Origin of the sequence: Myxococcus llanfairpwllgwyngyllgogerychwyrndrobwllllantysiliogogogochensis (genome assembly GCF_006636215.1) — a bacterium.
GTDB lineage: Bacteria > Myxococcota > Myxococcia > Myxococcales > Myxococcaceae > Myxococcus > Myxococcus llanfairpwllgwyngyllgogerychwyrndrobwllllantysiliogogogochensis.
Genome location: NZ_VIFM01000171.1, coordinates 1 through 25,299 on the forward strand (window position 1 = coordinate 1; position 25,299 = coordinate 25,299).

Genomic DNA, 25,299 nt, shown 5'->3' on the forward strand with positions numbered 1-25,299 from the left:
GTGGTGGGGCGGCGGGGGCTTTTGCTTCGGCGGGCTTGTCCGCGCGCACGGGGACATTCGCGCCGAAGGCCACCGTCGACCCCGACGGCGCGGGTCTGTCGAGCTCCGGGCCCAATGAGCCCAGCGGGTCCTCGCGCGACTCTTGCGCGCGACCCGGTGGGCGCGCGGGTTTCTCGGTGCGCGCTCCCGTGGCTCCAGCTGGTGCCGGCTTCTCGGCGCGTACGGCGGGTTTCTCGGTGCGCGCTCCCGTGGCTCCGGCAGGTGCCGGATTCTCGGCGCGTACGGCGGGTTTCTCGGTGCGCGCTCCCATGGCCCCGGCAGGTGCCGGATGCTCGGCGTGGTAGCCCTCGCCCTGGGCAGGTGCGGGCTTCTCGGTACGTACGGCGGGCTTCTCGGCGCGCGCTCCCGTGGCCCCAGCTGGTGCGGGCTTCTCGGCGCGTGCGCCATCGGCCCGAGAAGACGCGGGCCTCTCGGCGCGGGCACTGGACGCGACGGGGTGCTCGGTGCGTTCGCCGGACGAGGCAGGCTTCTCGGCGCGTGCGCCGGACCCGACGGGCTGCTCGGTGCGTTCGCCGGACGGGGCAGGCTTCTCGGCACGTCCGCCAGACGCGACGTGCTTCTCGATGCGCTCGCCGGACGCGACAGGCTGCTCGGCGCGGCCGCCAGACGCGGTGGGCTTCTCGATGCGTTCGCCGGACGCGACAGGCTGCTCACCGCGTGCACCAGACGCAGCGGGCTTCTCGGCGCGGGCACCAGACGCGGCGGGCTTCTCGGCGCGAGAGCCCTCGGCCCGAGCAGGTGCTGCCCTCTCACCCCGGGCGCTCGCTGCATCACTTTGCGCGGCAGCTGCACTCACAGGCGCCGCCAACCTCGCGCCTTGCTCAGCGACAGCCCCCGACGCGGAGGAAGTGCCAGAAGGCGGCGGCGACTTCTCCGGGCGCGATCCTCCTGCACTGCCCTGCGCGGTGGCTCCGCCCGCGAGCACGGACCCCTTCTCACCGCGCGCGACCGAAGCGCCTTGCCCTCCCGATGGCGATCCGCCCCGCTCCTCGCGAGCGTCGGACGCGCCACCTCGAGCAGAAACGGCCCCCTGAGGAATCGTCGCCCTCTCTAGCCGCTGAGCCGCGCCCGGTCCCTTGTCCCCGCGCGCCGCCGAAACACTCGCAGCCACGGAGGATTGTGAGGCGCCGCCCTTCTCACCACGCGGCCCCGATGAACGCTCCGAGCCTTCGACCGCGGCCCCACCAGGAGAAACACTGGGGTCGGAGGTCGACGTAATCTCTTCGGACAAGTCATCGCGCCCTGCCGCGACAAGAGACGTCGTCGCCACGGGCAACGGAACGAGCGGTGACTTGGGTCCGCTCGGCTCACGGCGAGGTGTCGCGCTGCGAGGAGGTTCGGGGGGAGCCGCCTCCCGCTCCTCACGCGCGAGCCTCAGCCCTTCCGCGCGCCTTGCATAGACCTGCGCGCGCTCGGGATTCCGGAGCGACTCACGCCACATGCGCGCCAGCCTGTCCCAGGTCTGCTCGCGTTCGAGTTCGTCCTCCGTCGCGGTGGCCGCATTCTCAAGCGCCCAGGCCGCCTCACCCTTGTTGTCGCGCGCCAGCAGGCGCTCCACGAGCAGCAGCCACGCTTCCTTGTGCCCTGGCTCGAAGCGCACTGCCTGACGCAGCTCGTTCAGCGCGGCCTCGCTGTCTCCCGACGACTCCAGCGTGGCCACCAACTCCAGGCGGGACTGCCGCGCGACGGGCCCCCGCGACTCGCGCGCAATCTGGGCGCGAAGAAGCTGCCCGAGCGCCGCCATGTCCCCCAGCTCTCGCGCGAGCCACAGGAGCCGCTCACGGGCCTGCTCACTGTCGGGACTCTCGATGAGCACCTCGCCCCAGGCCCACTGAGCCAGGCGCGAATCATCGAGCTGTTCCTCCGCCGTACGCGCGAGCACCCGGAGCGCCTCCGCGCGGTCGGCCGCCCGACGTGGCGTGGTGGCGAGCACCGAGCGAAGGCGTGTCGCGATGACTGAGCGCTCCGCGTCCTCGACGCACAGCAGAAGGCCTGCGAGCGCGGGAATCAGCCCCGGCACAAGCGCCTCCGAGGCCTCGAAATCCGCGCGGGCCTTCTGCGGCTCCCCCATGTGGAGCCAGCGCTCTCCTCGGGTCAGAAGGGCCGTGGCGCGCGCGCGGCCCGTCTTCGCATGCTGAATCGCCTCATCGAGCGCACGCCGAACCAGCGAGGCGTCGTCACGCGAGGCCAGCAACCGGACCTGCTCACGCAGCGCGGCCCGGTCACCGGTCAGTTCGACAATCTCCCGGTACATGCGCGCCGCGCCAGCGGGGTCCTGGAGCTCGGTCTCCATCACCTCCGCGAGCCGCGTCAGCGCCTCCGCCCGCGCCACGGGGTCCTTCGCGCGGTCCGCGCGCTTGAGGTACAGCTGGGCCAGTTCACGCCAGGCCCGACGCGCGACGAACTGCGCCTCCAGCTTCTGCGAACGCGCCAGTTCCTCCGCGTCCTCGCCAGGAGTGGACTCCACGGGCCCAGGTCGCCCCGTTCGGGACGGCGGCACGGTGGCGGGGCTGCCCATGTTCCGGGGCACGGGCTCCGCGCGGACCGGCGCCGACACACCGGGCGGTGCGCCTCCCAGTGCAGCGAAGAGGTCCGCGAGAGGAACCTCCATCGTCTCCGAACGCGGAGCCTCTTCAGCTCTCGTGAGGGATGGCGCTGGCTGCGTCCTGGAGCGAGCGGGCTCCGTGCCCACCGGGTGAAGCACGGGGGGCGGGCTGGCGAAGGCGGGCTTCCCCTTCGAGGAGGGATCTGATCTCCCAACAGCGGAGCGCGCCGGTGGTGGCGCCTCCTGGGGGGACACATCCCAGGGGAAAGCCAGGTCTTCGACCCTGACCGCCGGCATCTCCACCTGGGTCTTCGCGCGGAGGTCGGCTTCGGTCGGGGACTCGTCCGCCAGGGCCCGAGTGGCCCCAGGGGCCGCATCCGCCGGAGGAACATCCTCATCGCTCGACACGGCACGAGACGACGAAGCCACCTCGTCAGTCAGGTTCGTGCTTGCCGGGGACTGACTTGAGGAAGCCACCGTGTCAGCGCGGCCCGCGCTGGACTCGGCATCGAGAGGCAGAGCCAATGCATCGGTCCGACTCACGCTCGGTTCGGTACCGACAGGCAAGGCCAACGCATCGGTCTGGCTCGCGCTCGGCTCGGCGTCGATGGGCGAAGCCGTCGGAGCGGTCAACTCCAAGCTCGACGCGACCTGTGCCGAGGCGCGTCCTACGCGAGGCTGTGCATCACTTGATGCCGTGCGGGCTGGCGAAGCGACCGAGTCCGTCGGCTTCGCACCCGCCACGACCTGATGCTCGGGTTGCCCTGCCGCTGCGCGTGCCTTCGTTCCGACGGTGGCACTACTCGAGGAGGTGGGGGAAGACACCTCCGGCAGAGAGGCTTCCACTTCACTCAGCCCGGCACTCGATGCGGCTGCGGTCAGCAAAGCGTCCGCGCCACTCTGACTGGTTGAAGCAGCCTTGTTGGGCGGGACCTCCGCATCGCGAGTTCCAGTGGAAGCCGACTCGCTCGACAGAGACGCTGCGCCACTCTGCGCGGTTGAAGCCAGCCCGCTCGCCGGAGGCGCTGCGTCACTCGGCCCAGGTGAAACCGACTTATTGGGCGTGTCCTCTGTGTCGCCGGGTGCTGTTGAACCCGGCTTGTTGGGCAAGGCCGCTGCGTCGCTGAGCCCGGTTGACGCTACCTCACTCGGCGGAGCCTCCGCGCCACCTGGTCCACTCAGGGCTCCGTTGTTCGACAGTGCCTTCGAGACATCTGCCGCAGCCTCCCGCTCACCTTGCCCAGCACGCGGAGCCGGTTCGGTCGGCAACGTCCCCGTGGCACTCGCCCCCGCGATTGAATCAGCCTCGGTCGGAGAAGCCTCCTTGTCGAGCCGCTCCATCGCCGGAGCCGCATTCCGCAACGCACCCGGCGCATCACTCCCCGCCACGCCTCGCACAGCTCCGGGACCTGCGTCCCTCGACAACGACAGCTCCGCCGAAGCCTCCGTGGCGGGAGCATAAACCACCCCACTCGCCACAGCCTCCGACTTCGCACGTGACGGCGCGGACTCCACAGACAGGCCGCTGTCGCGCAGCCCCTGCTCCGAAGACTCTTGCCCCGACGAGGCCCCTGCGCTCGGCACCGACTCGGTCGGGTCCACATCCCACGGCACCACCGGCGCACTCGCAGACGACGTGGGCGCCTGCACGGAACGCGCTGAAGACGCGTCCTCCCGCGACACGGCCTCCGCCGCGCGCGGCACCACGGTGGTTGGAGCCTCCGACATGCTCCCAACCTCGGGAGGCTCTCCCCGGCCGGAGCCCACTCCAGGCGACGCCTCCACCATCGACAACCCGAGGGGCGGGCCCTCCACCTGGAACTGCACCCGCGCCAGCTCCATCGTGAGCGTACGCGGCAGCGAAACCACGGCAGGCGGACCCGAGGTCGCACCCGAGGCATCGACCACCGTCGCCGCGTGGTAGTCGACCTCGTCCTCTTCCCAGACCGCCATGGCCTGCACGCCCGACTTCTTCGTGGGCAGCTTCTCCAGCACCGCGCTCGTCGGCGACGGTGCGCGCCCTCCGCTCGCCCCACCCCTGGCGCGGAGCACCTCGAGGACCCGCAGCGCGCGGCGCTCCTCGGGGAACTCTCCCACCAGGGCCTCCAGCACCAAGACCGCTCGGGGCGCCTGGTTCGTCTTGCGCAACACCCGCGCGAGCTGACGCCGTACAGCGCGACGCACCTCGGCGGATGCGGTGGCGGGAACGGAATCCAGCAACCCGATGGCAACAGCCTCGACACCCGCGAGTCGCGCGAAGCGAACGAGCCCCGCGGCCAGGCGCGGCGACATGGGAAGCGTCCGGCTGGCGTTCTCCAGCTCCTCGAAGGCCCGCGAGGGAGCGCCTTCGCGCAGCCAGCGCACAGCGGCACCAAGGTGGCGAGCCACCCCGACTTCCGCATCGTCCGTCGACCCGACCTCGGGCATGCCGGTTCGCGGCACCTCCTGTCGGACGGCCGCGGGCTCCGGCGTGCCGGCGTCCTTGCCGTTTCTCACGCCACCCATGGGTGCGGCAGTCTACACAACGACGGCCATCCCGGTTGTCACCGTCATTCTTCCCGCCCGAAATGCCGAGGCCCCCGTGGCCCGAGCGACGGCGAGCCTCCTGAAAGGCACTCTCCAGGACCTTCGGCTGCCTGCTGTCGACAGTGGCTCGGCGGGCACCCTCACCGTCCTGGCCGACTGGCCGCCCACGACCCAGGGACGGAGCAACTTGACGGCGGCGGCCCAGGTCTGGTGGCGGACCTGAACCGGGCGCTCCGGGAAGCCCTTGACCTCGCCCGGATGGATACGGACGACGACGCCCTCCCCCACCGCCTGATGCCAGGTGTGGCCGCCCTGGAGGCCGAGCCCGACCTGACCCGTGGGGCCCGGCCGGACGAAACCCCGGTGAGCCCCTTCACTTCTCGGGCACGCTCCCCTGGGGAACCACGACTCCCGCGAGGGTGAAGAAGCGCAGCAGGTCCTCGGGCACCGGAGCCTCCACGCGCAGCGGCGTTCCCGTGCGCGGATGCGCCAGCTCCAGCGCCTGCGCATGCAACAGGCAGCGGGCCGCGTCGACGCCTCCCGCCTGCTCCGCGCCGCCATAGCGCGAGTCCCCGAGAATGGGCGCGCCGAGCGCCGTCAGGTGCGCCCGCAGTTGGTGCGTGCGTCCCGTCTGGGGCAACAGCTCCACCACACAGAACTCCGGCCCCGCGTACAGCGTGCGGAAGTGCGTCAGCGCGGGCACGCCGTTCGCCGCGCGAGTCGCTCGCCAGCGCCCCGGACGCGACGGGTCCTTCGACAACGGCAGGTCCACCGTCCCCGATGCGGGCAGCCCAGGGCCGGTGGCCGCCACGTAGCGCTTGCGCGCCCGGCCCTCCCGGAACTCCGCCGCCAGCGCCGACGTCGCCTGGGGCGTCTTGCCGAACACCGTGACTCCCGAAGTCTCCCGATCCAACCGGTGCACCAGTCCCGCCTCGCGTCCCAGGTAGCCACTCACCTGGTCCACCAGGCTGCCTCCCACGCGCGCCTCCGTGGGCTGCGCGGGGAGCCCCGCCGGCTTGTCCACGGCGAGGACCTCCGCGTCCTCATGCAACACGCGGAACATGGGGGCGTCGGGGGCCTTCTCCAGCGGGCTCTGCCCTCCCTCCTCCAGCACCACCGCCACCACCTGCCCGGGGGCCAGCCGCGCCTTCACGTCCCGGCAGCGCCGCCCGGCCACGTACACGGCGCCCACCTCCACCAGCCCACGCGCCTGCTCCACGGGCAAGCCGAGCTCCGCGGCCACCGCCTCCACCACCGCCCGCGCGCCTTCCGCCCGGAATGTCCGACGCTTCACGGCCCACCTCACACGCGTCCAATGCCGGGCTGCTCGCTACAGAAAGGCACGGCGAACCACAAGCCGGAGCCTGCTCGCTCGCTGGGATTCACCTGTCCTCCAGGGGCCAACAAGCGACGGAGCATCCCACCCTCGGCCCTTTGTGCCCGCCAGCCCTGGTACGGTCCGCGCCCCATGGACCGCCCCCTACACGCCGTCCGCACACGGCTGGACGATTTCCTCGCCGAGCTGGCCACCCTTCAGTACCGGCATGGTGCCGGCCTCGCGCGAGAGCTTCCCATCGCGAGCCTCCACGCCTCCTTCCCGGAGCTGTCCGCCCCGGACACCTTCGTCGCCGCCAGCGAGGCGCTCGCCAAGGCCCGAGCCAAGAACGACGTCCTCGCCGCCCGCCGCATCCAACTCGTGCGCGAGCTGGTGGCCACCCAGGTGGAAGAGGCCCTCGCCGCCCGTGCCGCCCAGGCCATGGCCACCGTGGAAGCCAACGCGGTGCTCAACGTCGACGACGAGTCCTTCAACTTCACCGGGGCCATGGGGCGACTCCCCCACGAACCGAATCGTGCCCGCCGCGCCGGCCTGGAGCGCGCCGTCGGCAACTACCTCTGGGAGCACCGAAGCCCCTATGGCGACCGTCGCGAAGCCGCCCTGCTCACCGCCGAGCGACTGGGCGCCCAGGACTATCCGTCCCTGCGCGAGGACGTCACCGGCATCGCCTACGCGAAGCTCGCCGAGGCCGCCGAGCAGACGCTGAAGCGCACCGAGGACGCCTACCGCGACGTGTTCGCCTACGTGCTCAGGAAGACGGACCCGCAACTGCGGCCCCTGCCTGGTGGTGATGCGCGTCGGCATGACGTCCAGGCCGCGCTTCAGGCGCCATGGCTGGACGAGCACTTCCGCCGCGAGGATGCGTGGCCCGCGGTGCGCCAGTGGATGGGCGAGTGGGGCTTCACGCCCAACGCCGGAGGCCGCATCCACCTGGACGAGGAGGACCGCCCCGGCAAGTCACCCCGCCCCTTCGTCGTCACCATCCGCGTGCCGGACGACATCCGGCTGGTGCTCCAGCCGCGCGGCGGACTCGATGCCGTGGGCAGCCTGCTCCACGAGCTGGGCCACGCCCACCACCGCGCGCATGTCTCGGAGGACCTGCCCATGGAGCTGCGCCGCCTGGGCGATGCGGCCGTGACGGAAGCGCACGCCGCCGTCTTCGAGCGACTGCTGTTGTCCTCCGATTGGCTCAAGCGCTACCTGGGCCTCGCCACGATGCTCGCGCGCGACACGGCGCGGATGGCCGCGTTCCAGTCGCTCAGCGTGCTGCGCCGCCACTGCGCGAAGCTGTCCTATGAGCTGTCGCTCTGCAGGAAGGGCCCGTCCACCGAACGCGCCGACGAGTACGCCGACGGCCAGCGCCGCGCCCTCTTCGCGGAGCCACATCCCGGGTTCTACCTGTACGACGTGGACCCCCAGCTCTACGTGGCGCACTACCTGCGAGCCTGGGCCCTGGAGGCCCGACTCACCACGCGCCTCACCGAGCGCTTCAACGAGGACTTCTGGAGGAACCCGAACGCCGCCACCTGGCTGAAGGGGCTGTACGCTCGGGGTGGAACGGATGACGCGGAAGGACTGGCCACGGAGGTGTCGGGCACGCCGCTGGCATTGCCCGAGGCGGGGGAGCGCCTCGTGGCCATCCTCAACCGGTAGTGGTGGCTGCGCGAGCGACTACTTCTTCTTGCGCAGCGCCCGGACGATCTTGTCCTTCGTCGGGTTGGCGGCCGTCTCGCGAGCACGGGGTGCTTCGGGCGCCGCCGCCTTGGTGGCCGGCGTCTTGGCCGCGGCGCGCGCGCGCATGGCCTTCATCAACTGCATCTCGATGACGAGCAGCTCGTCGCCCAGCTCTTCGTTGTCACCGGCAGCGCGCGGAAGCGGGGCTCGCGTGCTGGAAGCGCCGGCGCCATGCCGCATGCGCAGCGCCTTCTCCTCCTCGGCCGTGAGCGTGCGCGTCTTCTCCAGCGCCGCCTTGACCTCCTTGGCCGTCACCGTGCTACTCCCGACCTTGCGCTCCATCTCCGCTCCCTTGTTGTGCAGTCCGCTGAACATCCGAGCATGTCGGACGCGTCCGAGCCGCAACCGTCGGGGATTGTAGAGGACGCAAGAGTTGGCGCAAATTTTCTTCCAACAGGTCGCTCCCGCCCTGTAGCGCCAGAGGGTGCCTACAGGTGCATTCCCAGTCCCAGGAACGCGGTGGAGAGCGCCTGGCGCCGCCCGGAAAAGGGAGACCCGCTGGCGGAGAAGTTCTGGTAGCGGGCCTGGGCGGACAGGAAAAGCCGGCGTCCCAGCTCCACGTCCATTCCCCCGCACAGCTCCGGCCCCAATTGGAGAACACGCGGCGGCTCTTCCCCTTCCCGGCCGTGGGACACCAGGAGGCTCACCCCCAGCCCCAGGTACGGGCGGACCCGGCGTGCTTCGGGAATCGTGATTCGCAGGGACATGGGGGTCGCCTCGGTGAGCCGGCGGTTGGAGGCCACGTGTCCGCCCACCTCCAGGAGGGACTGCTCCCGGCGATAGCTCCAGGCCAGCCCCGCGCTGTAGCCCACCTCCCGCCGCCCGTCCGGGTCCTTCAGGACGAACGCCCCCACCGGGAACACGGTGACGCCCAGGCTGCGAGAGGGAGGCTCCGCCCTCGCGAGCGGCGTGACGAGCCCGCATAGGCACAGGAGCAGGAGGCGGAGACAGCGCATGGGCCCGGGGAGAGCAAGGCACACGCCACCCGGAATCCCACGTGAATCCAGGGACTTGAGAGGCGCGTTGGCGCCCCTGCCACGGGTGTCCGGGCGATGGGGTCAGGGCAGGCGGCCTGGCTCGGACGACCCGCGCGCCTGGCTCCCATGACTCGCTTGTCCGGCTCGAAGGAGGCCTCCTCGGGAGGAGGCCCACTCGTTCAACGGACGGCTCCGCCGGGACCGCTCCGGGTGGGGGCTCACCCAGGCACCCCACCTGCTCGACGAACGACTCCGGCGCGGCGGCATCAGTAGGGCGCCCACCCGGGCACCCCACCCGCTCGACGAACTACTCCGGCGCGGCCTCGTCCTCGGGCTCGGGCGGCGCCTCACCCGGCGTCGTGCTCTTGGCGCCCTCGGGCTTCGCGCGCTCGATGCCGAAGCGGTCCAGCGCGTCGGCGATGCCCTGGGGCTTGTCCGCGTCGGGGAGGAACTCCTCGGGCGGCGCGAGCCTCGGGTCCTTGCCCAGCTCCGACAGGGACGCCTCCAAGGTCAGCCGCAACTCCGCCGCCTCGGGCGTCTTCTCCGACGGCACCCCGACGCGCCCGTCCAGCCGCGCCTTGAGGACCACGGAGGTGGCCGCGTCCACCAGCACCTCGCCATCCAGCGAGCGCGGCAGCCGGTGGGCGAAGAAGTTCGCGCGCCGACGCGTCGTCTCGTCCGAGCCCCCCTTGGACTGGAACAGCGCTGGCAGCGGTCGGGACGCATCGCCCTCCGTGGCCGGGGCCAGCGTCACCACGTAGCGCCACGCCGTGCGCCCTTCATAGGTGACGGTGCCCTGCGGGGCGAGCTTGAGCCGCCCCTGGAAGAGGATGTCGAAGTCGCGGATGGCGCCGGTCAGCTCCGTGCGGGTGCGCTCGGCCATGCCGCGGTCACGAAGGCGCTGACGGAACGGGCCATACCGGTTGCGGGCGAACACCTGTCCCCCCACGCGCATGACCTCCAGGCCCTGGTCCCTCGAGTTCTCCAGCACGCCGTGGAAGTCGCCGCTGACACCCCCGGGCCCCGCGCGGAACGTGCGCGTCTCGGTGAGCTTCACGGGGTTGGACTCGGCGGAGGTCCACTCGTAGCCGAGGGTGGCCTGGTAGCGGTGGGGACCCAGCCGCTCGGTGATTTCGGCGGCGTCCATGCCGAGGATTCGGCGGGCCACCTGAGGGTTTTCCGCGACATCCTCCGGCGGGAGCTTCTGCTGGGCGGAGGCGACCACCTTGGGAGGGTCCTCCGGCGAGAAGATGCGCGCCTTGGCCGCCTTGTCGACCGGGTCCGAGCAACTGGCGGCGGCCAGCGCCAAGGCGAGGGTGACGGCGGACTTCTTCAGACGGCTCACGACTCCTCCGGAGGGGGTACCACGGGGGCGGCAAGTTACGTGGCGCATACAAGAGCGGCAAGCAGCGGCTTGCGTGCGGCCGTGCAAGGGATAGAACGCCCTTCTCATGCAGAACCTGCGCGACAAGTTGTTGAAGGCGGGCCTCGTCACCGAGGAACAGTCCAAGAAGGCTGATGCGGCAACCAGCCAGACGGAAGCCCGGAGGCCCCAGCCCCAGGAGGGCGGACGTCCAGGCGGCAACCGTCCTCCGCCCCGGCGTGACGAGAACCGGACACCCGGTGGCCCGTCACCCCGGAGCGAGGACCGTGGCCCCGGCCCCCGAGAGGGTGGCGGACGTCCCGGTGGTGGCCGCCCTGGTGGTGGCGGTGCGCCCCGTCATGGTGGCTCGTTCCGGCCCGGTGGCGGTGGCGGAGGTGGAGCGCCCCAGCACGGGCGTCCCGCCGCCGTGGCCGAGAAGCCCATTCCCAAGCTGCCCCCCATGCCCGGCTCCAAGGCCTACCAGCGCGCCGAATCCAAGCGCCAGGTGGAGCTGGACAAGGCGCTGCGCGAGCTCGTGCTGGGCTCGCAGGTGCCACTGGAGCCCGGGGAGACGGCGTTCTACTTCATGACCCGCAAGGGCAAGCTGCGGCGGATGGAGTTGACGCCGGAGCAGGCCAAGCGGCTGGAGGACGGCGAGCTCGGCGTGGTGGAGCGTCCGGACCCGGCGCAAATCGAGCACTCGCTGGTGCCCGCCGCGGCGGCCGAGCAGATGTTCGCGCTCTCGAAGAAGGCGGTGCGCTTCTTCAACCGGAAGGACAACCCCGTCGGCTTCATGAACGACGAGGAGCTCAAGGCGCAGCAGGCGGCGGAAGCCGCTGGCACCGCGCCGGAGCTGTCCGACGAGGCCTCGGCGGAAGGCACGGAGACCGCCTCGGAGGAAGGCGCCGAAACGTCCGCTCCGACCGAAGCCGAGGCGACGACGGCCGAAGAAGCCCCGAAGGCCGAGGGCGGCGAGAGCCAGGGCTGACCTCGGCTTCGCCTGTGATGGCCCTCCCCTCTCCCGCTCGACTGGGATGAGGGGAGGCATCACGCGGGCGTCAGTCGAAGGCGTCGATTCCGGTGATGGCCTTGCCGAGCACCAGCGTGTGCACCTCGTGGGTGCCCTCGTAGGTGAAGACCGATTCGAGATTCAACATGTGGCGCACTGGTGGGTACGCATCGGTGATGCCATTGGCGCCGTAGATGCTCCGCGCCACGCGGGCGATGTCGAGCGCGCTCTTCACGTTGTTGCGCTTGGCCAGGCTCACCATGACGGGCGTCACCTTGCCCTCGTCCTTGAGCCGCGCCACGCGCAGGCCCACGAGCTGCGCCTTGACGATGTCCTGGAGCATGTCCGCCAGCTTCTCCTGCGTGAGCTGGTAGCCGGCCACGGGCTTGCCGTTGAACGACGCGCGGGACAGGGAGTACTCGCGAGCGCCCTCGAAGCAGGCGATGGCCGCGCCGGTGACAGCGAAGGCGATGCCCAACCGCGCGTTGTTGAGACAGGACAAGGGGCCTCGCAGGCCCACCACGCCGGGCAGCATGTTGCGCGCGGGCACCCGCACGTCCTGGAAGGACAGCTCGCTGGTGATGGACGCGCGCAGGGAGAACTTGCCGGGGATGTCCCGCGCGGTGAAGCCGGGCATGCCCTTCTCCACCAGGAAACCTCGGACGGACTCGGGGCCGCCGTCGTCCGTCTTCGCCCACACCACCGCGACGTCGGCGATGGCGCCGTTGGTAATCCACGTCTTGGTGCCGTTGAGGACGTAGTCGTCGCCGTCCTTGCGCGCGCGGGTGCGCATGCCTCCAGGGTTGGAGCCGAAGTCCGGCTCGGTGAGGCCGAAGCACCCGATGACGCGCCCTTTGGCCATGCCCGGCAGGAAGCGCTCCTTCTGCTCATCGCTGCCATACGCATGGATGGGAAACATGCAGAGCGAGCCCTGCACAGAGGCGAAGGAGCGCAGCCCCGAGTCTCCCCGCTCCAGCTCCTGGAGGATGAGGCCGTAGCTGACGGTGTTCATCCCCGCGCAGCCGTAGCCCTGGAGGTTGGCGCCCAGCACGCCCATCTCCGCGAGCTGGGGGACCAGGTGGAAGGGGAAGGTGCCATCGCGAAAGTGCCCGCCGATGATGGGCAGTACTTCGCGGTCCACGAAGGCGGCCACCGTGTCGCGAGCGGCCTTCTCCTCGGGGGACAGCAGGTCGTCCAGCCGGAACAAGTCAGTGATGTCCGCGCGTGCCATGGCGCCGTCCTAACGCCCGCCTCCAGGAGCGTCAAACGCCCCCGCAACCGCGCCTGCCTCCGGGGGGTTAACATGGGGTGTCGGCGGCAAGGGCCGGAGGTGGAGCACGATGGTGCACGCATTCATGGCGCTGTTCCCCCTCGTCCTGGGCGTGTCGGGGACGCTGAAGGTGTCGATGGTGGGCCTGGGATGGTGGGCGGCCGGGCTCCAGGCCGGGGCGCGCCGGCGCGTCTACCGCAAGCCGCTGGCGCCGGGACAACTTCGCAGCGAGGCGTGGGCGGCGGTGCGGGTGTTGGTCTTCGACGCGGTGCTCGTCGCCGCGTTCCGCGTCGTGTACCAGTCGCGACTGGCACCCTTCAGCGTGGGCGCCACGGTGGCGACCTTCGCCTTTCTCTTCGTGGGCTTCGAGGTGTGGTTCTACGCCACGCACCGCCTGCTGCACACCCGCGCGCTCTACCGGTTCCACGCGCAGCACCATGTGGCACAGGTGACGAATCCGCTGACCTCGCTGTCCTTCTCGTTGGTGGAGCGCGTGGTGCTGCTGGCGGGCAACTTCGGCCTCGTCATCCTGGCGTTGGAGGTGATGCCCGTCACCCAGGCGGGGGTGATGCTCTACATCCTCGCCAACTACGTGCTCAACGTGGTGGGACATGGGAACACCGAGTGGCTGCCGGAGCGCTTCGTGTCCACCTGGCTCGGGCGACAGGTCCTCACGCCCACCTTCCACGCCATGCACCACGCTCGACACCAGGGCCACTACGGCCTGTACACCACGGTGCTGGACCGGTGGCTGGGCACGGCGTTCGACGACTATCCCCAGGTGCATGCCCGCGCGCGGGCTGGCGAGGGACTGGAGCGCGTGGGGGAGCGGCTGCGGCCCCAGGCGCCCGTCGCGGTGCTCGCCCCCACCGCGTGAGTCGTGTCGTCGGGCGTGCCCGTGCCGGCCTGGGGCGCTAGGCTGCCGCGCATGACGACGATCCAGAAGACCGTGGTGGTGACGGGCGCGAGCCGAGGCATTGGCCGCGCCGTGGCGTTGACCTTCGCGCGTGAGGGCTATCGCGTCTGGGCCCTGGCCCGCGCCGCGGATGCGCTCGCGGTGCTCGTCAAGGAGGGCGGAGACAGCATCCGGCCCCTCGTCGTGGACGTGGCGGACGAGGCCGCGCTGGTCGCGGCGACGAAGACGATTCTCGCGGAAGGCGCCCCGGGCGTGCTCGTGAACAACGCGGGCATCACCGTGTCCGCGCCGCTGACGAAGACGAGCACCGCGGACCTGGCGCGGGTGATGGCCATCAACGTGACGGCCCCCTTCCTGCTTTGCCGCGAGCTGATGCCCGCCATGGCGCAGGCCGGAGGTGGCCGGGTCATCAACATCGGCTCCATGGCCGCCGTGCGCGGGATGAAATACACGTCCGCCTACTGCGCCTCCAAGCACGCGCTGCTGGGCCTGACGCGCGCGCTGGCGGTGGAGTACGCGAAGAAGCAGGTGACGGTGAACGCGGTAAACCCGGGCTGGGTGGAGACGGACATGTTCTCCAACGCGACGGCGGCGATTTCACACACGACGGGCCGCACCGGAGAGCAGGCGCGCGAGGCCCTGGCGTCGATGAACGCCATGGGCCGCATCGTCCAGCCGGAGGAGGTGGCGGCGCTGTGCCTCTTCCTCGCGTCGGACGCGGCGGGCGCCATCACGGGCGCCGCTCACGCCATCGACGGTGGTGAGCTGGGCTGACGTGCTTCGGCGTACGCGCGACCCCGGGAGGCGTCGCGCGTACGCGCTCCCGAGGAGCGTCTCGAGGGCTGACTTACGCGATGCCTCGCAGGGCATCGCGGCGTCAAGTTCGCCCGAGGCGAGACTCCACCTCAGAGCTGATAGCGGCCGACGATGGCGCTCAGCTCGCCCGAGGCGGCGGAGAGCTGGATGGCGGCCTGTTCACTGGCCGCCATGCGGTCGACAATCTGGTCCGCCACGTCCGCCATGGAGCTGAGCGCGGCGAACAACTCCGCGATGCCCGCGTCCTGCTGGCGCACGGCATCGGAGATGCTCCGCACCGTCTGGCCGTTGCTCTGGATGATGCCGGCCAGCGAGCGCAGGCTCTCACCCGCCGCCTGCACCTGCTCCAACCCGCCCTCCACTTCGCGCGCCCCTCCCTCGCTGATGCGCACGGCTTCGGAGATGGCCCGGCCGATGTCGCCCAGGATGCCCTGCACGCGCGTGGTGGCGCCCGCGGACTGGTCCGCCAGTGAGCGCATCTGCCGCGCCACCACGGAGAAGGCCCGCCCCTGGTCGCCACTGCGCGCCGCCTCGATGGAGGCGTTCAGCGCCAGCACGTTGGACTGGTCCGCCAGGTCCTTCACCGTGCGGGTGATGTCGCCCACCAGTCGCGTGCGCTGATGCAACACGGTGATGGTGCGGCCAATCTGCTCGACGTGCGAGCGGATGTGCGTGAGTCCTCCCACGCTGCCAGACACCGCCGCCTCGCCGGCCTGACCGAAGCCGCTCGCCTTCTCCGCCTCGCGCTGGATGGTCTCCACGCGCCTGGCCGCCGCCCGGGAGGACTCCTGGAGCTGCTGCGCCGCCATCTGCGTCTCGTGCAGCGCCACCGCCTGCTGGGACACCGCCTCGTTCTGTATCGACGCGGAATCAGTGAGCTGAGCGGCGGCGGACTCGAGCTGCTCGGCCGAGCCCTTCAGCGCCATCAGCAGCGAACGCAGCTGCACCATCATCTCCGCGAACGACGCGGCCAGCCGGCCAATCTCGTCCCGCGAGTGAACCTCCAGCGTGCCCCGGAAGTCGCCCTCCGCCACCACGCGCGCCGCCGCCGCCGTCAGCTCCCGCAGGGGGCTCGTCATCCGTCGCACGAGCAGGAAAATCACACCGCCCGCCGCCAGCGCCGTGAACAGCCCCAACCCGACGATGAGCAGCACCGCCGTGCCGAAACGCGACGCCTCCGTCTTCTCGTCCCGCGCGAGCACCAGCTCCAACCCCTGCCCCACCGGCAGGCGCGCCACGCGGAACGACGAGTCCTCCACGTCCACGCGCCCCTCTTCCACGTCCGCGTCCACCGCCGCCAGCAAAGCCTCCGGGGCCACGACGTCCACGGACCGGGCCACCAACCTCGAGCCCACGCGCAGCAGCAGCTCCACGCCCCGCTGATTCCTCAAGTCCTTCAGCGGCGCATCGTCGAACCGACTCCCCAACACGAGGTGCCCCACCGCGCGTCCGTCCACCTCCACCGGCCGGGACACCGTCCAGTAGGCCGCCTCGCCCACGAAGAGCACCCCAGGCGCACCGCTCCGCACCAGTTGCGCGAGCGCGGGCAGCGGCTCCCGGTACGAACCCGCGAGCAGCCCGCCCTCCGGCGTGGTGATGAGCAACAGCTCCACCGACACCAGGGCCTTCTGCTCCTCGGAGAACGTCTGGAGCGCCTTCGCGTCCACCGTCGCGCCGGAGAGCAGCGCGCGAAGCTGGGCATTCGCCGCGGCGCTGCGCAGCAGGACCTTCAGCGTCCGAGCCTCCTGGGCCACCAACCGGCTCCAGGCGGACTCGTCATGGGTAAGCGCCTGGGCCAGCTCCGTGTCCATCCGGGAGCGCAGCACGACGCCCGTGAACGTCACGCAGAGCGCGGTGAGGGCCAGGATGACCAGGGTGATGGCGATGGTCAGACGAGCGGCGAGGCTGTGCGTCATGCGCTGCGGTGTCGGACGTGAGGGGAAATGACCAGGGTGGGGGAACCCCAGAAGCCACACCCTACCCCAAGCTTCCAGGCTTGAGCAGTAAGGCGTGGATGACCCGGCGCCCTCCGGCTGACCCTCCCACCTCCACTGACCTGCGCCTCAAGCGTCGGCGACGCGCAACACCACGGCGGTGATGTTGTCCTTGCCTCCGGCCTCGAAGGCATCCGCCACCAGCGCGTCGCAGACCTCACGCGCGGAGGACAGCGACAGGCGCCGCGCCAGCCCGTCCATCCCCAGCGGCTCGTAGAGGCCGTCCGAACACAACAGGAAGACGTCCCCAGGCTCCGCGTGAAGTCGCTGCAGCGTGGGCTCCGCGTTGTCCGTCCCGAGCGCGCGGGTGATGAGGTGCCGCCAGTTGGAGGCGCCCCCCGGAGGCTCCATGCCCACGTCCTTCAGCTCCTCGATGAACGAGTGGTCCCGGGTCAGCGACTCCAACCTGCCGCCCCGCAGCCGGTACAGCCGGCTGTCCCCCACATGGGCCACCGCCGCGCCCTCCTGCCCCAGCGCCAGCGCCACCACCGTGGAGGCCATCTCGCTCAGCCGGCCCACGCGCTGGGCCTGGAGGTTTCGCTGGGCCAGCTGCGAGCACGCCGCCAGCAGGTTCTCCTCGCGCGTGCGGCGGGGGTCGGCGACTTCCGGCCACACCGCCTCCCGCTCGCGCTCCCATCGATGCCCCAGGCCCGCGAAGGTGTCCACGACACAGCGGCTCGCCACCTCGCCGCCCTCCTGCCCACCCAGCCCATCCGCGACCACGTACAGCCCCAGCTCCGGCAGGACACAGTAGGAGTCCTCGTTGTGGGGCCGGCGACCGATATGGGTCTGTCCCGCGCTTTCGATACGCAGCATGACACCGCCTCCTCGAGCCTCTCCCCAGCAAGCGGGAGGCCAGCGCCCATCCCCAGGCGAGCGCCCACTACGGATACCTCTCTTTTTGCGGTGTCTGGAGCGTGAGTGCCAGCCGACCTCGGCGCCCGCCCCGCACTCGTTCGGTGGCGGACGTTGCAAGCGCCCTGCATCCGGAAACGTTGGCCAGTGGGAGGGGTGGCGACCCCACAGGTGATGGGTGCGGACTCCCCTCTTTCAGGGTGGGTGGGGACCCCACGCGGGGCCCCTGGCAACTTTCACCCGGGGACGACGACAATGACGATGATGTCCGACGTGTGCGCCCCGGGAGGTGTCCGATGACTTCCATCCGCCGTTTGTCCTCGAGCATCCTGTCCTCGCTGCGGCGCACCTCGCTCGACGTGGACACCAGCGTGTCTCCGCTCACCCAGAGCGAGTCCCTGGACCCCGTGTCGAAGATCCGCCGGGGCTACTCCGACGAGAGCGACTTCCAGGCGGACGGCGCGGATGGCGCCGATGCCCTCTTGTCTTCGTTCGACCCGGACGAGGCGGAGGAAACCGGCTCGGCGCGCAACCTGGATCATGCGTCGCTGCGCGTGTTCTCCGGCGAGAGTTCGTTCGAGCCCGCCGCGCCCCGCTACGCGCAGGTGCTCGGCTCCCAGCTGCCTTCCGCGCTGGGTGCGCCGCGTGACACGGGCGGCGGAGTGGGGCGCGCGTCGAGGCGCGGGGGCGCGGACGCGCCGGATGCTTCCGACATCCTCTCGCCCGACGAGGCGGCGTGGGAGCTCCACAACCTGGACACCTCCTCGCCCAGCGTGGATGCGCCGGAGGATCTGCTGTTCATGATGGACCCTCCTGGCTCCTCGGGGCGGGCGGACCCCATGCTGGACCTGAACCTGGACCTGGACTCGTTCGAGGACAGCCCCTCGGCCATCGGCGGCGTGATGCCGGGTGGAAGCGCGGTGGAGGGCCTGTCGGCGGCGCGGTATGCGTCCGGGGAGTTGATGGGGGCGTCCGTGCGGCCCGCGGGACCGGAGGAGTTCCTCGCGGACCTGAGCGACCTGGGCGACCTGGTTCCGGAGGAGGAGTTTGGCCCGGCGGACGCGGCCCTCGCGGGGGTGCTCGGCTCGCTCGCGGCCAACCCCGTCGCGGCCAGTGTCCCCGTGGTCTCCGCGCTCGGAGCGCAGGGTGTGGACGTGGTGGCGGACGCCGTGGAGCTCCAGCCCGACGCACAACCGGCGGAGCCGGCCTCGGTGCTCGGGCAGTTCCTCACGGAGCAGAGCGCGATGGTGGGCGACAGCTTCGAGGAATCGGTGGCGGTCGCCCCGTCCAACACGGAGCAGGCCTCGGCTCCGGGTGAGACCTTCGCGGAGCAGGCCGCGCCGCAGGAGCAACTGCTGGCGGAGCAGCGGGGTGCGACGTCCACCGAGCCCGAGGTCTCCGCTGTCTCCACGGAGCCCACGCCCGTGGACTCGAACGAGCCGAGCGTCGCCTGAAGCGCGAGCCGTGCCGCTCCACGACGGCCCCAACAGGCGTCACCGTCACGTCGGAGGACCCACCCGCGACTCAGGGACGCTTTTCCTCGCCGAGCGTCGCGTCGAGTTGCCGCTGCGCCTCCTCGACGTCGCGGATGAACTCGTTCCGGTTCCGACTGCGCTCCTCGCTCTGCCACTCATCGGGCGAGAAGGACGTCGCCGGATATTCCTTCGTGGTGTGGACATAGCCACGCATCGTGGTCATCAGCTCGCGGTCCGGGTCCCCTGACTCCTTGAGCAGGAAGCCCTCCACGTCGCGCAGTTGCAGGGGGAAGGTCGGCGCCTCGTCGAGAACCAGCTTGCCGAAGACGGTGAGCTTCACCTCCTGCACCCCCTCCTTCAGCTCCTCGTTGAAGGAGACATGCGCGAAGGGCTCGCCGCTCTCGTTGTCGATGCGTCCGGCCACGACATACCGCCCCGCCTTGCGCACGTGGATGCCCAGGTAGAGCAGCAGCGAGCCGTCCGCCAGCGCCTCACGCACCCTGCCCGTGAAGGTCGCCGGCGGCGAAGGCGTGTACAGGATGTCCAGGAACGCCATGCCCTCGGCCTTGTCCGAGCGCACCCGCACGTCCACGCGCAGCGTGCCCGAATACAGCGGGAAGCCCTGCTTCGACGGCTGGAACCGCCCCGTGAAGATGCCGTCCCCCGCGAGCGCGTCGCCCGCGGCGCCATCGTCCGTGAAGGCCACGGGCACGGCGGGCACGCCCCCCGCGCCTTGCACGTGTTCGGCCTCGTGCGCGGACGCGGACAACACCTGACAGGGCCTGGGCGCGCGCTGCGAGTCCTCACACGAGACGAAGAAGTGCACCGCCTCGTCGCTCACCACGAAGACCCGGTCCTGCTTCAACCGGAGCTGCACGTCCGCGTGCTCGCGACTCAACGGGCGCGTGCGCTCCGGCTCCGCGAGCACCACCTGGTCCGGATGCTCCCGGATGGAGCGGGACTGCGGCGGATAACGCGTCGCTGACACGTAGGACTCCAGCGTCTGCTTCGCCCGCTCCAGCCGAGCCGTCCACAGCTCCCGCCGCTCCAGGCGCTCGCGCTGCTCGGGGCTCAGCACGGAGACCCGCATGTCCTCCGTGCCCGGCGACGAGCGTCGCTCCAACGCCGCGCCGCGCCCGACGAGCCCCGACTTCGGCGGGGCTTCTCCAGCCTCGCGATTCTGGCCCTCCGCCAGGACAGGAGGCTCGCTCGGAGCCTCCTCCTCGCCAGCCTCCCGGCTCCAGCTCCACCACCCCAGCCCACCCACGGCCAGGGCCATCACCAGGAAGACCCACCCGAGACGGCGCGGGCGGGAGACAGGAGCAGGAGCAGGGCTGTTGGGCGTCATGGCTGCATCAGGGGGACAGACTCAGTACGCGTACTTCACCACGTCCTCGCGGACCTTGGCGACGATGCCACCCCAGTTGCCGTTGGCGTAGTGGTTGAACGACTCGCCGTCATCGCGCAGGGACACCGTGTGGAAGCTCCACTTCGCGCGGCCGTCGCTCGTGTTCGCGGTGCCGGTGTTCAGCGTGCCGCCACAGAACCAGTCGCCCGGGTTGCACTGCGAGCTGCCGGAGCTGCCCGACACGCCGCCCGTGGAGTGGTACGACACCGCCTCGTCGTCCTGCCCGGGGAGGATGCCCGAGTAGAGCGTGCCCTTCGCACCGGCGAACATGTAGAACCAGACGCTGCGCGTGGTGTTGTGGTTGTACATGGCCCGCGACGTGGTGGTGACCAGGTCACTCACCAGCGGCTCGCCCACCGCCCACTCACCCACGTCCGCCAGCTCGCTGCCGCCGCCAGCGCCGGACGCCACGTTCACCCACTTGATGTTCCAGCCCGTCTGCGTGCTGCCATCCGTGTTGCCACACACGCCGCTCGCGTTGGGCGTCGCGTTCTTCTTGCTGCGCGCCGAGCCGCCATACAGCGACAGCGCATAGCCAATCTGGAGATTGCCCGCGCTGTGCGAGGCGATGTAGCACCAGTTGTTCCCCGTGCAGTAACAGTCCAGCGCGTCACGCACGCGCGCGTTCTGCCCGCCGATGCGCTCCTTGCCGTTCCAATTCACGGCCTTCTTGTTCACGCCCGCCGCGGTACCCGCAGGGCCCCAGTAGCTGAAGTCGCCGTAGTTCCCGGCCTGCGTACCGCCGCCGTTCCGACCGTGAATCCACAGCGTGTAATTGGTGGCGGCAGCCTGCGTGCCAACCAACAGCGTGGCCGCGGCAATCGCCGTACCCATCAGCTTCTTCATCGTGAACGCCTCCGCTCGGGAGTAGGGGGAACAGCTCTCGCCAGGTGGGGGACCCGACGGGGAAGCGCTCACTCTAGAGTCTCGGGGTGTAAAAGGTCGAGAACACGGAAACCAGGAAGCCGGCGCAAAACCTGACGCAATGCGTCGCCCTCTGGCGTGAGGCGTCAGTCGCCCTGGCCCATCGCGTCATCGCCTCACCGGGTGTCGGTGACGAAGCGCTCCAGGCGTGTCAGGGCTTCCGGCAGGCTGGTGCGACCCAACCCCAGACGGAAGTGATTGCCGGGGAAGTCGTAGACGTCACCGGGTAGCAACAGCACGCCTTCTCGTTGCACGAGCGCATCGGTGAACCGGGCCACGTGTTGCTCTCGCAGCAGGCGCGGAAAGGCCACGCTTCCGGCGCGCGGACGCACCCAGTGGAAGGTGTCCGCGTGGCGCGCGAAGAACGCGTCCAGCAGGGCCAGGTTGGAGGCGAGCAACGCGCGGCTTCGCGCCAGCACCCGCTCCTTCGCGCGCAGGGCGATGAGGGCGAGCACCTCGCTGGGGGCGCTGTTGCAGATGGTGGTGTAGTCCTTGTACGCCATGCACCGGCGCAGCACGTCCTCGTCGCGACAGACAAGCCACCCCACGCGCAGCCCCGCCAGCCCGAACGCCTTGGACATGACGCCCAGGCTGAAGGCGCGCGGCGACAGCTCGACGGCGGCGGGCAGCAGGTCCTTCGGGTCATGCTCCAGCAGCCGGTACACCTCGTCGGACAAGAGGTAGATGCCGCGCTCGTCGCACAGCGCGCACAGCGCCTGGAAGGTCTTCCGGTCCGGCAGCGCGCCCGTCGGATTGTGGGGGAAGTTCACCACGACGATTCGCGTCTGGGGCTTGAGCGCGCGGCGCAGGGCGTCCACATCCAACGCCCAACCGTCCTCCTCGCGCAGCGGCAGCAGCGTCACGTCCGCGCCGGTGGCGCGCGCCACTTCGTGCAGGGACTGGTAGCCGGGCCAGGTGACGACGGCGTGGTCTCCCGGGCCCAGCAGCACGTTCATCAGGATGAAGACAGCCTCCTGGGCGCCGGCGAAGGTCAGCACCTGTTCGGGCGCCACGCCCTGGTAGAGCGCGGCGATTTCCAGCCGCAGCGCGGGCAGGCCCGGGGCCTCGGTGTAGCCGAGCGTCAGCTCCTCCCAGCGGGCCAGGGCGTCCGGCTCGGCGAGCGCCAGCAGCTCCCGCATCTTCCAGCCCTCGATGTCCGAGGAGCACAGGGTGTAGGGCGCGGCGAACTCCCAGCGCGCGAAGTACCGCTCCAGCTTGAAGTCGGGGATGCGCATGAAGCGACTGTCTGCCCTCTTGGCCGCCGTCCGTCCAGCGCCACCCGCCTCGCGCGCCCTCCTCCGGCCAGGCAGTCGACACCCCGGTGCAAGCCCTGGAGGACTCCCCTGGATGCATAGCTTGAGGGGCGACCTTCAGACGCAGGCCCTATCGCGGGAGCCCGAATGCCCACGCCAACGCACGACATCCCCCTCACGCTGCTGGACCCGGATGGAGGGTGGATCAACGCCCCCGTCCATGTCTCGGAGCTCGACGAACTGCCCGTGCTCCTCCACTTCTTCTCCATGGCCTCGGACGCCCACGCCAATGACTTCGCGGCGCTCAAGCGCTTCCTCGCGGAGTTCGGCCCTCGGGGCCTCAAGGTCATCGGCGTGGACGTCACCCACTCCGCCAGGGAGCTGCGCGACACCAACGCGGTGGAGGCGTTCGCACGCGAGCACGGGCTCGTCTATCCCATCGCCGTGGATGACGGCTCCATGGCCCAGGCGTACGGCGTGAAGCAGACCCCCGCGTGGCTCGTCTTCGACGCGGACCGCCGGCTCCGCCACCACTTCGCCGGCAAGGACGCGGTACGCCAGGTGCGCCCGGTGCTGGACCGCTTCACCCAGTACGACACCTCGGCCGGCGCTCCCGCGCCCTGAGGCCTTCCGGAGGGCTCCCACATGGCTGACTGGCGCAAGGACAGGCAGGCCCCCCGCTTCACCCCGGGCACGCTGGCGGCGGCGGGTATCGGCGCGGCGCTCGGGCTGCGCAAGGCGCTGCTGCGCATCCGCTACTCGTTCAACGGGCGCACGGTGCTCATCACCGGCGGCTCGCGAGGCCTGGGGCTGGTGCTCGCGCGCAGGCTGGTGAAGGCGGGCGCGCGCGTGGCCCTGTGCGGCAGGGATGAGGCCTCGCTGGAGCGGGCCCGGGAGGAGCTGGAGCGCGGCGGCGCCCAGGTGCTCGCCCTGCCCTGTGACGTGAGGGACCCGGTGCAGGTGGAGGCCACGGTGAGCGCGGTGCACGAGCGCTGGGGTGCGGTGGACGTGCTCATCAACAACGCGGGCGTCATCCAGGTGGGGCCGCTGGAGTCCATGACGGTGGAGGACTTCCAGGACGCCATGGACACGCACCTGTGGGGCGCGCTGTACACGACGCTGGCGGTGCTGCCGGAGATGAAGCAGCGAGGCGAGGGGCGCATCGTCAACATCGCCTCCGTGGGCGGCAGGCTCAGCGTCCCGCACCTCATGCCCTACTCGGCGAGCAAGTTCGCGCTGGTGGGCCTGTCGGACGGCCTGCGCGCGGAGCTGCGTCAGGACGGCATCTTCGTCACCACCGTGTGCCCGGGGCTGATGCGCACGGGCAGCCCGCGCAACGCGCGCTTCAAGGGCCAGAACGAGGCGGAGTACGCGTGGTTCGCGGTGGGCGACTCGCTGCCCGGGCTGTCGGTGAGCGCCGAGCGCGCCGCGCGCCTGATTCTGGACGCCTGCCGCCGGGGCGACGCGGAGCTGCTGGTGGGCCTGGCCGCGAAGCTGGGCGCGGTGGGACGGGTGCTCGCGCCCGAATTGACCGCGGCGCTCCTGGCCTGGACCAACCGGCGGCTGCCCCAGAGCAGCGGTCAGGACTCGCACACCGGCGCGGACAGCGAGACGCCCCTCACCCGCTCCTGGCTCACGGAGTTGTCACGCCGCGCGGCGGAGCGGAACAACGAGATGGACGTCCCGCTCCACTAGGCGGGCACCTCAGTCCTGCGCCATCTCCATGGCCCAGTGGCCCCGGTGCTCGTACGCCAGGGCCAGCTGCTCGCGCAGGGCGGCAATCATCTTCGTGTTGCCCTCCTGCTCGTAGCCCTTGAGCGCCTCCTCGCAGCGCGGCACCCGCGAGAGGAACTCCTTGAGCGCGTCCACCGTCAGCGCCTTCACGTACATCCCGTACCCCAGCTGCTCCAGATACAGGGCGTTGATGACCTGCTCGAACTGGCCCTCCAGCGGGATGCTGAGCATGGGCTTCTTCAAGTAGACGGCCTCGCTCATCAGCGTGAAGCCGCCGCTGGCCACCACGCCGCGCGACGTGCGCAAGTCGTCGATGAAGCCCTTCTCGCTGAACGGCCGGTACGTGAGGTTGCCGTCCACCAGGTCCTCGGTGATATCCCGACGCAGGCCGTACACCCGGCAGGGGATGCCCGCGGCCTTGAGGATGTCCGGCAGCGCCGTGTTCGTCGTGGACGTCTGGTACACCAGCAGGTGCTCCCCCGGCTCCGACTTCGCCTCGATGATTTCCGGGCGCAGAATCGACGGGGCCAGCGTGGTGCGCCGCTTGCGCAAGGGCGGATAGAAGAACGTCGTGACGAGGTAGTGGAACGCACCCGGCAGCTTCGCCTTCACGATGGCGCGCGACGTCTCGTAGCTGTCCTCATATCCGGCCAGGAGCGCGGGCTCGTGCTGGCAGCGGTTGATGACCTGCATGTTGTCCACGCTGATGACGGGCAACCGGTGCGTCTTCGCGAACAGGTAGCTGAACGTCTCGAAGTCGCTGACGACGACGTCCGGCTTGAAGTCGTCCACCAGCTCGAAGTACTGGCGCACGTTCTGCGGGAAGCCCTTCACCGCGCCCGTCAGGTTCTGCAACACCGTCTGCCACTTCTTCACGGAGTTGCCTTCGTACGCCAGCGTCAGGCCCCAGATGCCGTGCACGTTCTGGAAGCGCTTGGCCAGGTAGTCCTGGGCTCGGCCTGAGACGACGATGTGGACCTCGTGCTCCTTCGTGAGCGCCTCGAGCAGCACCCGGGAGCGCGTCGCATGGCCCATGCCTTCGCCGACGACACCGTAGAGGATTCGCATGCGCGGAAGCATACGCGCCCCCGCCCGCCCCCGTTG

21 protein-coding genes are annotated in these 25,299 nt (G+C 70.6%); 9 read left to right on the forward strand and 12 right to left on the reverse strand.

The features are described 5' to 3' along the window. Positions 1-2,671, reverse strand: a 2,671-nt coding sequence (locus tag FJV41_RS32500; protein ID WP_497812664.1) for a tetratricopeptide repeat protein, incomplete at its 3' end; no start/stop codon positions are given. A gap of 1,660 nt (positions 2,672-4,331) precedes the next feature. On the opposite strand from FJV41_RS32500, the gene FJV41_RS32505 reads away from it, so the two are divergent. Together FJV41_RS32505 and FJV41_RS32510 are read left to right on the forward strand one after the other, a co-directional pair. Then, positions 4,332-4,529: a hypothetical protein gene (locus FJV41_RS32505; protein WP_141646486.1), complete on the forward strand. Its 198-nt coding sequence runs from the start codon at positions 4,332-4,334 to the stop codon at positions 4,527-4,529. A 27-nt stretch (positions 4,530-4,556) separates the two neighbouring features. Beyond that, on the forward strand, positions 4,557-4,769 hold the full coding sequence (locus tag FJV41_RS32510) for a hypothetical protein (protein WP_141646487.1): 213 nt from the start codon (positions 4,557-4,559) through the stop codon (positions 4,767-4,769). Between the two features lie 735 nt (positions 4,770-5,504). Here the strand turns inward: FJV41_RS32510 and FJV41_RS32515 are convergent. After that, positions 5,505-6,425: an RluA family pseudouridine synthase gene (locus FJV41_RS32515; RefSeq protein ID WP_141646488.1), complete on the reverse strand. Its 921-nt coding sequence runs from the start codon at positions 6,423-6,425 to the stop codon at positions 5,505-5,507. A gap of 174 nt (positions 6,426-6,599) precedes the next feature. Between FJV41_RS32515 and FJV41_RS32520 the strand changes: the two genes are divergently transcribed. Beyond that, positions 6,600-8,120, forward strand: a complete 1,521-nt coding sequence (locus FJV41_RS32520) for a peptidase M3 (RefSeq protein ID WP_141646489.1) — start codon at positions 6,600-6,602, stop codon at positions 8,118-8,120. Between the two features lie 18 nt (positions 8,121-8,138). Here the strand turns inward: FJV41_RS32520 and FJV41_RS32525 are convergent, their stop codons facing one another. The 3 genes from FJV41_RS32525 to FJV41_RS32535 form a co-directional block, all read right to left on the reverse strand. Beyond that, complete coding sequence (locus FJV41_RS32525) at positions 8,139-8,483, reverse strand: hypothetical protein (protein ID WP_141646503.1); 345 nt, start codon at positions 8,481-8,483, stop codon at positions 8,139-8,141. Between the two features lie 146 nt (positions 8,484-8,629). Further along, positions 8,630-9,157, reverse strand: a complete 528-nt coding sequence (locus FJV41_RS32530; RefSeq protein ID WP_141646490.1) for a hypothetical protein — start codon at positions 9,155-9,157, stop codon at positions 8,630-8,632. Between the two features lie 328 nt (positions 9,158-9,485). After that, positions 9,486-10,523: a hypothetical protein gene (locus FJV41_RS32535; RefSeq protein WP_141646491.1), complete on the reverse strand. Its 1,038-nt coding sequence runs from the start codon at positions 10,521-10,523 to the stop codon at positions 9,486-9,488. Between the two features lie 106 nt (positions 10,524-10,629). On the opposite strand from FJV41_RS32535, the gene FJV41_RS32540 reads away from it, so the two are divergent. Then, a complete protein-coding gene (locus FJV41_RS32540; protein ID WP_141646492.1) occupies positions 10,630-11,529 on the forward strand; it encodes a DUF2058 family protein in 900 nt (299 codons plus the stop codon). 70 nt (positions 11,530-11,599) lie between these two features. Here the strand turns inward: FJV41_RS32540 and FJV41_RS32545 are convergent, their stop codons facing one another. Beyond that, complete coding sequence (locus FJV41_RS32545; RefSeq protein WP_141646493.1) at positions 11,600-12,781, reverse strand: acyl-CoA dehydrogenase family protein; 1,182 nt, start codon at positions 12,779-12,781, stop codon at positions 11,600-11,602. 109 nt (positions 12,782-12,890) lie between these two features. Between FJV41_RS32545 and FJV41_RS32550 the strand changes: the two genes are divergently transcribed. Both FJV41_RS32550 and FJV41_RS32555 read left to right on the forward strand, forming a co-directional pair. Next, a complete protein-coding gene (locus tag FJV41_RS32550) occupies positions 12,891-13,697 on the forward strand; it encodes a sterol desaturase family protein (protein WP_141646494.1) in 807 nt (268 codons plus the stop codon). A 51-nt stretch (positions 13,698-13,748) separates the two neighbouring features. Next, on the forward strand, positions 13,749-14,510 hold the full coding sequence (locus FJV41_RS32555; protein ID WP_141646495.1) for an SDR family NAD(P)-dependent oxidoreductase: 762 nt from the start codon (positions 13,749-13,751) through the stop codon (positions 14,508-14,510). A 131-nt stretch (positions 14,511-14,641) separates the two neighbouring features. Here FJV41_RS32555 and FJV41_RS32560 read toward each other — a convergent pair whose 3' ends face one another. Together FJV41_RS32560 and FJV41_RS32565 are read right to left on the reverse strand one after the other, a co-directional pair. Continuing rightward, the gene (locus tag FJV41_RS32560; protein WP_141646496.1) at positions 14,642-16,468 is read right to left on the reverse strand and encodes a methyl-accepting chemotaxis protein; all 1,827 of its coding nucleotides are present in this window, start codon (positions 16,466-16,468) and stop codon (positions 14,642-14,644) included. 147 nt (positions 16,469-16,615) lie between these two features. Beyond that, positions 16,616-17,362 carry a PP2C family protein-serine/threonine phosphatase gene (locus FJV41_RS32565; RefSeq protein ID WP_174454792.1) on the reverse strand — a complete coding sequence of 249 codons (747 nt, stop codon included), beginning with the start codon at positions 17,360-17,362 and terminating at the stop codon, positions 16,616-16,618. 335 nt (positions 17,363-17,697) lie between these two features. On the opposite strand from FJV41_RS32565, the gene FJV41_RS32570 reads away from it, so the two are divergent. Further along, on the forward strand, positions 17,698-18,855 hold the full coding sequence (locus FJV41_RS32570) for a hypothetical protein (protein ID WP_181791086.1): 1,158 nt from the start codon (positions 17,698-17,700) through the stop codon (positions 18,853-18,855). Between the two features lie 70 nt (positions 18,856-18,925). On the opposite strand, the gene FJV41_RS32575 is transcribed toward FJV41_RS32570, so the two are convergent. The 3 genes from FJV41_RS32575 to FJV41_RS32585 all read right to left on the reverse strand — a co-directional run bounded on the left by FJV41_RS32575 (position 18,926) and on the right by FJV41_RS32585 (position 22,443). Then, positions 18,926-20,224, reverse strand: a complete 1,299-nt coding sequence (locus tag FJV41_RS32575; RefSeq protein ID WP_141646497.1) for a choice-of-anchor X domain-containing protein — start codon at positions 20,222-20,224, stop codon at positions 18,926-18,928. Positions 20,225-20,245: 21 nt separating this feature from the next. After that, the gene (locus FJV41_RS32580) at positions 20,246-21,130 is read right to left on the reverse strand and encodes a hypothetical protein (protein ID WP_141646498.1); all 885 of its coding nucleotides are present in this window, start codon (positions 21,128-21,130) and stop codon (positions 20,246-20,248) included. A 194-nt stretch (positions 21,131-21,324) separates the two neighbouring features. Further along, positions 21,325-22,443 carry an aminotransferase class I/II-fold pyridoxal phosphate-dependent enzyme gene (locus FJV41_RS32585; RefSeq protein ID WP_141646499.1) on the reverse strand — a complete coding sequence of 373 codons (1,119 nt, stop codon included), beginning with the start codon at positions 22,441-22,443 and terminating at the stop codon, positions 21,325-21,327. Between the two features lie 165 nt (positions 22,444-22,608). On the opposite strand from FJV41_RS32585, the gene FJV41_RS32590 reads away from it, so the two are divergent. Together FJV41_RS32590 and FJV41_RS32595 are read left to right on the forward strand one after the other, a co-directional pair. Next, positions 22,609-23,085: a peroxiredoxin family protein gene (locus FJV41_RS32590; RefSeq protein WP_141646500.1), complete on the forward strand. Its 477-nt coding sequence runs from the start codon at positions 22,609-22,611 to the stop codon at positions 23,083-23,085. A gap of 21 nt (positions 23,086-23,106) precedes the next feature. Continuing rightward, positions 23,107-24,156: an SDR family NAD(P)-dependent oxidoreductase gene (locus FJV41_RS32595; protein ID WP_141646501.1), complete on the forward strand. Its 1,050-nt coding sequence runs from the start codon at positions 23,107-23,109 to the stop codon at positions 24,154-24,156. 9 nt (positions 24,157-24,165) lie between these two features. On the opposite strand, the gene FJV41_RS32600 is transcribed toward FJV41_RS32595, so the two are convergent. After that, a complete protein-coding gene (locus tag FJV41_RS32600; RefSeq protein ID WP_141646502.1) occupies positions 24,166-25,275 on the reverse strand; it encodes an MJ1255/VC2487 family glycosyltransferase in 1,110 nt (369 codons plus the stop codon). Positions 25,276-25,299 lie beyond the last annotated feature (24 nt).